This window comes from Nevskia soli (genome assembly GCF_903970205.1).
GTDB lineage: Bacteria > Acidobacteriota > Terriglobia > Bryobacterales > Bryobacteraceae > Bog-113.
Genome location: NZ_CAJCHS010000273.1, coordinates 1 through 7,527 on the forward strand (window position 1 = coordinate 1; position 7,527 = coordinate 7,527).

At 57.9% G+C, this 7,527-nt stretch carries 7 protein-coding genes; 4 read left to right on the forward strand and 3 right to left on the reverse strand.

Annotated features, from left to right (window positions below; genetic code table 11):
- The 4 genes from H1Y01_RS12335 to pucL all read left to right on the forward strand — a co-directional run.
- Positions 1-807 (forward strand): asparagine synthase-related protein (locus tag H1Y01_RS12335; protein WP_219341499.1); only part of this gene is annotated, 807 nt, incomplete at its 5' end.
- On the forward strand, positions 807-1,787 hold the full coding sequence (locus H1Y01_RS12340; RefSeq protein WP_180540821.1) for a radical SAM protein: 981 nt from the start codon (positions 807-809) through the stop codon (positions 1,785-1,787). The genes H1Y01_RS12335 and H1Y01_RS12340, both read left to right, overlap by 1 nt.
- Positions 1,768-3,300 (forward strand): NAD(P)/FAD-dependent oxidoreductase, encoded by a 1,533-nt coding sequence (locus H1Y01_RS12345; protein ID WP_180540822.1) that lies wholly within the window; start codon positions 1,768-1,770, stop codon positions 3,298-3,300. The genes H1Y01_RS12340 and H1Y01_RS12345 overlap by 20 nt, the downstream gene beginning before the upstream one ends.
- Positions 3,301-3,303: 3 nt before the next feature.
- Complete coding sequence (gene pucL / locus H1Y01_RS12350) at positions 3,304-4,143, forward strand: factor-independent urate hydroxylase (protein WP_180540823.1); 840 nt, start codon at positions 3,304-3,306, stop codon at positions 4,141-4,143.
- On the opposite strand, the gene H1Y01_RS12355 is transcribed toward pucL, so the two are convergent.
- The 3 genes from H1Y01_RS12355 to H1Y01_RS12365 are packed head-to-tail and all read right to left on the reverse strand — an operon-like array spanning position 4,140 to position 7,390.
- Positions 4,140-4,607 carry a nucleoside deaminase gene (locus tag H1Y01_RS12355; protein WP_180540824.1) on the reverse strand — a complete coding sequence of 156 codons (468 nt, stop codon included), beginning with the start codon at positions 4,605-4,607 and terminating at the stop codon, positions 4,140-4,142. The genes pucL and H1Y01_RS12355 overlap by 4 nt on opposite strands.
- 2 nt (positions 4,608-4,609) lie before the next feature.
- A complete protein-coding gene (locus H1Y01_RS12360) occupies positions 4,610-5,929 on the reverse strand; it encodes an NCS2 family permease (protein ID WP_180540825.1) in 1,320 nt (439 codons plus the stop codon).
- The gene (locus H1Y01_RS12365; protein ID WP_180540826.1) at positions 5,930-7,390 is read right to left on the reverse strand and encodes a CoA-acylating methylmalonate-semialdehyde dehydrogenase; all 1,461 of its coding nucleotides are present in this window, start codon (positions 7,388-7,390) and stop codon (positions 5,930-5,932) included. It lies immediately after the preceding gene.
- Between the last annotated feature and the right edge of the window lie 137 nt (positions 7,391-7,527).

The window sequence follows — 7,527 nt, forward strand, 5'->3', positions numbered from 1 at the left end:
ATTGGCGTGTGCTTCTCCGGCGGCGTGGATAGCGGAAGCGTCTTTCTCGCGACTTATTTCGCGATGCTTCGGCTCGGAATGCATCCCGGACGATTGAAGGCTTTCGTTCTGAATCTGGGGGACGGCCCGGATGTAGCGCAAGCGCGGGACTTTCTGGCTGCACTCCAACTTGAAATGTTCCTGGAAACGATTGATGCGGATGCGGCGGAGATCGACGCCGGAGAAACGATTCGGACGATAGAAGACTACAAGCCGCTGGATGTGGAGTGCGGCACGATGGCTCTGGCGCTTTGCCGCGGGATCCGCGAGCGATACCCTGACTGGCGTTTTTTGATCGATGGCGACGGGGGCGACGAGAACCTGAAAGACTATCCGATCGAAGAGAACCCGGAACTTACCATCCGGAGCGTCATTCACAATCCGATGTTGTATCAGGAAGGTTGGGGCGTCGGTAAGATCAAGCATTCACTTACTTACACCGGCGGGTTGAGCCGGTCTTATGTTCGGACTTATGCTCCGGCGCGGAAGTATGGGTTTCATGGTTTCAGTCCATATACACGCCCGGAAGTCATCGCGGTGGCCGAGGCGATTCCTTTCATTGAACTTACTGGGTACAGCAATGAACTGCTATATGAGTTGAAGGGTGAGGTCGTCTCCCGGGGAATCAAGGCGTTGACTGGTTTAGATATGCCGGTGTTCGAGAAGCGACGGTTCCAGCATGGCGCGATTCCAGTCGATGTTCTGAAGAGCCAGCTGCCTTCGCGTGAACCTGAGTACCGTGATCGGTTCCTGTCGCTTTACCGGTGATGCCTGTGTTGACTGAGCCGTACCCGGAAAGTCGAAGCCGGAGAGATTCCTGGATTCTGAGTCTTCGTCAGGACCGCAACCCGGTCGATCCGCGGCGTCCGTACGGGTTCTTCGTCGAGGAGGAGATGGACTTGCGCGGGCACTTAGCTCGGACGGCAGTTATCATGTTAACCAATCGCGAGTGTCCGTGGCGCTGTGTGATGTGTGATCTATGGAAGAACACGCTGACGGACTCCGTGCCGCCGGGCGCGATCACGAAACAGGTGGAATTTGCCATGGACCGGCTCGGGCCCGTGGAAGTAGTCAAGCTATATAACAGCGGTAGCTTCTTTGATCCCCGCGCTGTTCCTGTTGAAGACTATGCGGCAGTTGCTGATCGGCTTCGCGGGTCGCGGCACGTAATTGTAGAGAGCCATCCGGCGCTGGTGGGCGATCGTGTGCTGCGGCTGCGGGACTTATTACAAGGTACCCTTGAAGTGGCTCTAGGTTTGGAAACTGCTCAGCCCGAGGTGCTCCAGAAGCTGAACAAAGGAATGACGCTGGAACAGTTTGCCCAAGCGTGCGACTACCTTCGCGGCATCGGGATCGGCGTACGTGCCTTTGTCATCGTCCAGCCGCCCTTCACGCCCGAACGTGAAGCAGGCTATTGGGCCAAGCGCTCGATCGATTTCGCGTTTGATTGTGGGGCCGGCGCAGTCAGCTTGATTCCCGCGCGCGCCGGGAACGGAGCCATGGAGGCTCTTCAGACTAGCGGGGCTTTTGAGCCGCTACGGATAACTACAGTCGAGGAAGTTATGGAGTACGGACTCACTCAGAAGCGGGGCAGGGTATTTGTGGATCTTTGGGATGCCCAGCTCATGCGAGCCTGCGCCGGTTGTCGAGAGCTTCGGCTTGAGCGGCTTCGTTGGATGAATCGACAGCAGCGCACCGCTCTCGCGATAGACTGCAAGGATTGTCAAGATGCGCCCGCAACGGTTTGACATCGCCATTATAGGTTCCGGTTTTGCGGGCTCTTTACTCGCCATGATTGCGAGGCGGCTGGGCCGGTCGGTGGTGTTGCTGGAGAAGGGATCGCATCCTCGTATCGTGATCGGCGAGTCCAGCACGCCGCTGGCGAACTTACTCCTGGAGGAGTTAGTCGATCGATACGATCTGCCTCAGCTTCGGCCTTTCTGTAAGTGGGGGTCGTGGCAAAAGGCTTACCCGGAAGTTGCGTGCGGTTTGAAGCGCGGATTCACTTTTTACCATCATGATCTGGATCGGCCCGCACCGGCAGTTCACGATCGGGAGAGGCAGCTGCTGGTTGCCGCAAGTCCGGCAGATGAGATCGCGGATACTCATTGGTACCGAGCCGATGTGGATGCGCACTTCGTCTCGTCTGCTGTCGACTGCGGAGTTACCTATCTTGACCATGTTCAGTTAGACTCGCCCGAGTTCGATCGCGATGTTGTGAGACTTTCCGGACGTCGCGGCCGAGAACCCGTTACGTTTGAGGCCGATTTTGTAGTGGATGCTTCCGGCCCGCGAGGGTTCCTGCACAGCTCGCTGCCACTGACTGAGCGCGACTTACCGGGCTATCCGCGCACCCACGCTTTGTATTCACATTTCCGCGGCGTGGAACGGCTCGGCGGGGAAGATGGTGCGCCGTATCCGGTCGATGATGCAGCCGTCCACCATGTCTTTGACCGTGGTTGGATATGGGTGCTTCGGTTCAATAACGGGGTTACCAGTGCGGGCGTCGCTGCGACTGAGGAACTCGCGGGAGAACTAAGATTGTCCGAGGGTGCTCCAGCCTGGCAGCGCCTGATCGCGGCTCTTCCCGACTTACGACGCCAGTTCGCGCATGCTCAGCCGCTCTACGAGTTCCGCTATATCCCGAACCTATCTTTCCGCAGCGGGCAAATCACGGGCGAGCGATGGGCTTTATTGCCCTCGGCAGCCGGGTTCGTCGACCCGTTACTCTCGACTGGCTTTCCGTTGACTCTATTCGGGATCGAGCGTCTGGCGCAGCTGATGGAAACCGGCAAGCTTCACGACCCTGGAGCCCTGAGCATGTACGCCGAACAGACGGATCAGGACTTGCTTGCGACCGCGCATCTTACTGCCGCGCTCTACTCTTCGATGAACGATTTTCAAACCTTCACGGCACGGACAATGCTCTACTTCGCGGCGGCTAGCTACTCCGAATCGGCCCGAAGGCTCGGCAACGCGCACCTGGCGCCCGGATTTCTTCTGCGTAAGCACCTTGTCTTCAGCCGGCGGATGCGAGAACTGGCCGAAGCGCCGCCCGACGCAAACCTGGCGCAAGAGATTCGAGAGGGCATTCAGCCGTTCAACGTTGCCGGATTGAGTAACCCGGCACGCCGCAACTGGTATCCGGCTTTGGCTGAAGACTTGATCGAGTCCGCGCATAAGTTAGGGGCTACGGAAGACGAGGTGGTGGCCATGCTGAAGCGCTGCGGGTTCAACGCGCCCCAACCAGTTCTACAATAAACGATGCCGTCTCTTTCGACCAATACTTACGGAAAAGCCCGCGTCCGACTGGTCAAAGTTCGCCGAGGCGACGACCAGACCGAATTACTCGATTGGACGATCCGCATTTTATTCGAGGGCGACTACCAGGACGCCTATCGGTTCGGCGACAACAGCGGCGTTCTGCCGACCGACACAATGAAGAACACGGTATACTCGACAGCCCGCGCGTCCTCAGCGAGTTCCCCGGAAGCATTCGCCCTTGAACTAACTACCCATTTCCTGCGAGGGAATCCTGAAGCTGAGTATGTGTCGGTTGAGATCGCGGCGAAGCCTTGGGAGCATGCTGTGATTAACGGCAGCTCGCATCCGAGTACGTTCCGCCTGGCCGGCGAAGAATTACAGACTGTGGCAGTAAGAGCTTCGCGAACAGCGACGGAGATACGCTCCGGACTTCGTCATCTCGTGATCATGAAAACCGCGGACTCCGGCTTTGAAGGATTCAAGAAAGACAGCTTGACGACACTCCCTGAGACTGCGGACCGCTTATTGGGCACCGATGCCAGCGCGGAATGGAGTTACATCGGCACGCCAACTTCGTTTCGCGGCATCCGGCAACGGGTAAGAGAGATGTTACTCAAGACCTTCGCGGCGCACCAAAGCCGGTCGGTCCAACACACGCTGTATGCGATGGGAGAGGCAGTGTTGCACCAGGTTCCCGAGCTATCCGAAATCCGTCTTACGATGCCGAACCTGCACTGTTTGTTAGTCGACCTCAGTCGCTTCGGTCAGGAAAATCCGAACGAAATCTTCGTGCCGGTCGACGAGCCGCACGGGTTTATCGAAGCAACCATACGGCGCTAGTAACGGATCTTGTGAAGCATCTCTTCCCACGCACGAAAGGCGGCTTCCGCTTCCTGCTGCAAAGCCTGGCGCATCGGGATTTTTCGCCGGTCAACCGGTAGCGTAATCTGAGAGTAAATGAACTCATCGTCGAAGCCTGCGCTGGCCGCGTCTTCGCGGCTGCTTGCATAATAGACTTGATCCGGCCGCGCCCAGTAGATGGCACCGAGACACATAGGGCAAGGCTCGCAGGAAGTGTATAGGTCGCAGCCTGATAACTGAAAGTCTTGTAGCTTCTGGCACGCCGCCCGAATCGCGACGATCTCGGCGTGCGCGGTCGGGTCGTTGGCGGAAGTCACTTGGTTCGCCCCGGTTGCGATAATCTCACGGCCTTTCGCGATAACCGCGCCAAAAGGACCACCGCGCCCGCTGCGCACATTCTCGATAGATAGCGCGATCGCGATTTGCATGAACTCAGCGTCCATCTCTATGTTCCTTTTCCCAGATAGTAGAAACGCGCAATGAACAGCACGACCAGCACATAGACAAACCAGTTCACTTTTCGGAACTCCCCGCAAACAATCCGGATTAGCGCGTAAGCCGTGAATCCGAACGCAAGACCGTTGGCGATGCTGTAAGTCAGCGGGATGGTAACTAGGGTCAGGAACGCCGGTATCGCGACCGACGGGTCGGCCCAACGAATGGCCGCGACCGAAGACATCATCAGGCTTCCGACGATGATCAGGGCTGGAGCCGTAGCGCCCGTCGGGATTGCTCCGGCGATCGGCGCAACGGGTATCGCAGCCAGAAACAATAGACCTGTAACGATCGCGGTTATGCCTGTTCGGCCGCCGGCGGCCACACCTGCGGAGCTCTCGATGTAACTGACCACTGTGGAGGTGCCCGTCAGAGAGCCGAAAATCGTAGCGGCCGAATCCGCGTAGAAGATTTGGTTCAATCGAGGGATTTGGCCACTTTCCCGGATTAAACCCGCTTTCTCGCCGACGGCTACTAAGGTCCCGATGTTATCAAATAGGTCAACGAACAGAAACGCGAACACAATTTCCAGAGCGCCGAGTTTGGCCGCACTCAGTATGTCGAGGTGGAACGCGGTGGCGCCCAGATCGGACACGTGCCACGTTTGCGGTTGCCAGTGAACCAACCCGGTGAGTGCCCCGACGATCGTGGTCGCAACGATTCCGATCAGTATTCCAGCCTGAATGTGTCGGGCCAGTAGCACGGCCATCAGCAGCAGGCCGAATAAGGCCAGCAGAGTATTCGGGCTCCTTAGATTTCCCAGGCTCACTAGAGTAGCCGAATTGGCCGTGATGATGCCGGAGTTTCGCAACCCGATCAGCGCGATGAACAAACCGACTCCCGCCGCCACAGCCGCATAGAGCTCCGGCGGCACTGCCCCGATGATTAGCTGCCTGGCGCCTGTTACTGTAAGTAGGAAAAAGGCAACACCCGAAAGAAACACGGCGCCGAGCGCGGTCTGCCAAGGTACGCCCATTCCCTTCACCACCGAGTAAGTGAAGTACGCATTTAGGCCCATTCCAGGGGCAAGTGCGATCGGATAACGCGCCAACAATCCCATCAGTAGGGACCCGAACGCCGCCGCGAGACACGTAGCGACTGTCACCGCGCCGATCGGCATGCCGGTTTCATGCAAAATCGACGGGTTCACGAAGATGATGTACGCCATCGTCATGAACGTGGTGCAACCCGCCAGGATTTCCGTGCGCCACGTAGCGCTAAGTGCCGGAAACTCGAAGTACGCTTCAGCGCGAGCGCGCAGGCCGCCCATTTAGAACCAGCGCGACATCACTACCTTTTGTTCGGTGTAGAACGAAACCGCATCTTTGCCGTGGGCGTGAAGATCGCCAAAGAAAGATTGCTTCCAACCGGCGAACGGGAAGAATGCCATTGGCGCGGCGACCGCCATGTTGATTCCGACCATGCCTACTTCGATACGCGTCGCGAACTCTCGTGCAGCCTTGCCGCTCGCGGTGTAGATCGTTGTCGTGTTACCAAAGGGCACGCTATTGATTAAGTCAATGGCGGAGTCCAGCGAGTCTACGCGGATTACTGAGAGTACCGGTCCGAAGATTTCTTCGCGCGCGATACTCATCCTCGGCGTCACATGGTCGAAGACCGTCGGACCGAGATAGAAGCCTTGACTCGATACACCGTCCCGTCCGTCGCACAAGGCCTCAGCACCTTCCGCGATGCCGCGATCGATATAGCCGGCCACGCGATCGCGATGTTCCTTAGTAACCAGCGGTCCCATGCCGGTTCCGCTTTCGGCGGGATCACCAACTTTGAGGCTATTACAGCGGTCGAGCAACGCCGTAAGTAAAGGCTCCGCCACATCGCCCACAGGAACGAGCACGGAACCGGCGAGGCAGCGCTCGCCCGCCGCGCCGAAGGCCGAACTCATGATGGCGTCGACACTCTTCGGGATATCCGCGTCCGGCATTACTACCATGTGGTTCTTCGCGCCACCGAGCGCCTGAACGCGCTTACCTTCCGCGGCAGCAGTCGCGTAGATATACTTCGCCACGGGAGTGGATCCAACAAACGAGATCGCGCGTACTTGCGGATGCTTCAAGAGCGCGTCCACCGCTTCTTTTCCGCCATGTAACAGAGTAAAAACGCCTGACGGCAGACCTGCGTCCATTAGTAACTCGGCGGCACGAGTCGGAGTCATCGGAACCTTCTCCGATGGCTTCAGGATGAACGCGTTGCCGCACGCGATCGCGAACGGATACATCCACATCGGAACCATTGCCGGAAAGTTGAACGGAGTAATCCCGGCGCACACGCCGATGGGCTGGCGGATGGTGTGGGAGTCAATGCCGCGCGAGACGTTTTCGAGCGAATCGCCCATCATCAGACTGGGCATGCCGCACGCGACCTCTACCATCTGGATGGCGCGGCGAACTTCGGCTTTCGCGTCGTCAAGAGTCTTGCCATTCTCGGTCGATAAGATCCGCGCTAACTCGTTCGCATGGCTCTCTAACAGCGCTTTGAAGCGATAAAGCGGCTGCACACGATCGACCACCGGAACATCACGCCACTCCAGAAACGCGCTGTGAGCGGATCGAACCGCGCGATCGACATCGGCAGCCGCCGCATAACTAACTTCCGCGATCAATTCTCCGGTAGCCGGATTATTGACAGGGTGCAGATCGCGATCCGGTGACTCCAAGCGGCCATCAACCAGGGCGCTTACGCGACTGACTGCGGCTTCGGTTGTTGTTGCCATACGTTTCCTCCTGCCCGACTCATAAGTGCGCAATAAAGCGCGCCCGATACAAAGAAGCCAACAAACCAAGCGTACTTATAAACAAAATATAAAGGCGGAACAAATAGCCCCACCAGAGCCACGAAAATACCGGCAGC

Coding starts and splice junctions, on each gene's coding strand:
- H1Y01_RS12360 (WP_180540825.1), bottom strand. CDS start 5,929: ATGGGCGGCCTGCGCGCTCGCGCTGAAGCGTACTTCGAGTTTCCGGCA.
- H1Y01_RS12345 (WP_180540822.1), top strand. CDS start 1,768: ATGCGCCCGCAACGGTTTGACATCGCCATTATAGGTTCCGGTTTTGCG.
- H1Y01_RS12355 (WP_180540824.1), bottom strand. CDS start 4,607: ATGGACGCTGAGTTCATGCAAATCGCGATCGCGCTATCTATCGAGAAT.
- H1Y01_RS12365 (WP_180540826.1), bottom strand. CDS start 7,390: ATGGCAACAACAACCGAAGCCGCAGTCAGTCGCGTAAGCGCCCTGGTT.
- H1Y01_RS12340 (WP_180540821.1), top strand. CDS start 807: ATGCCTGTGTTGACTGAGCCGTACCCGGAAAGTCGAAGCCGGAGAGAT.
- pucL (WP_180540823.1), top strand. CDS start 3,304: ATGCCGTCTCTTTCGACCAATACTTACGGAAAAGCCCGCGTCCGACTG.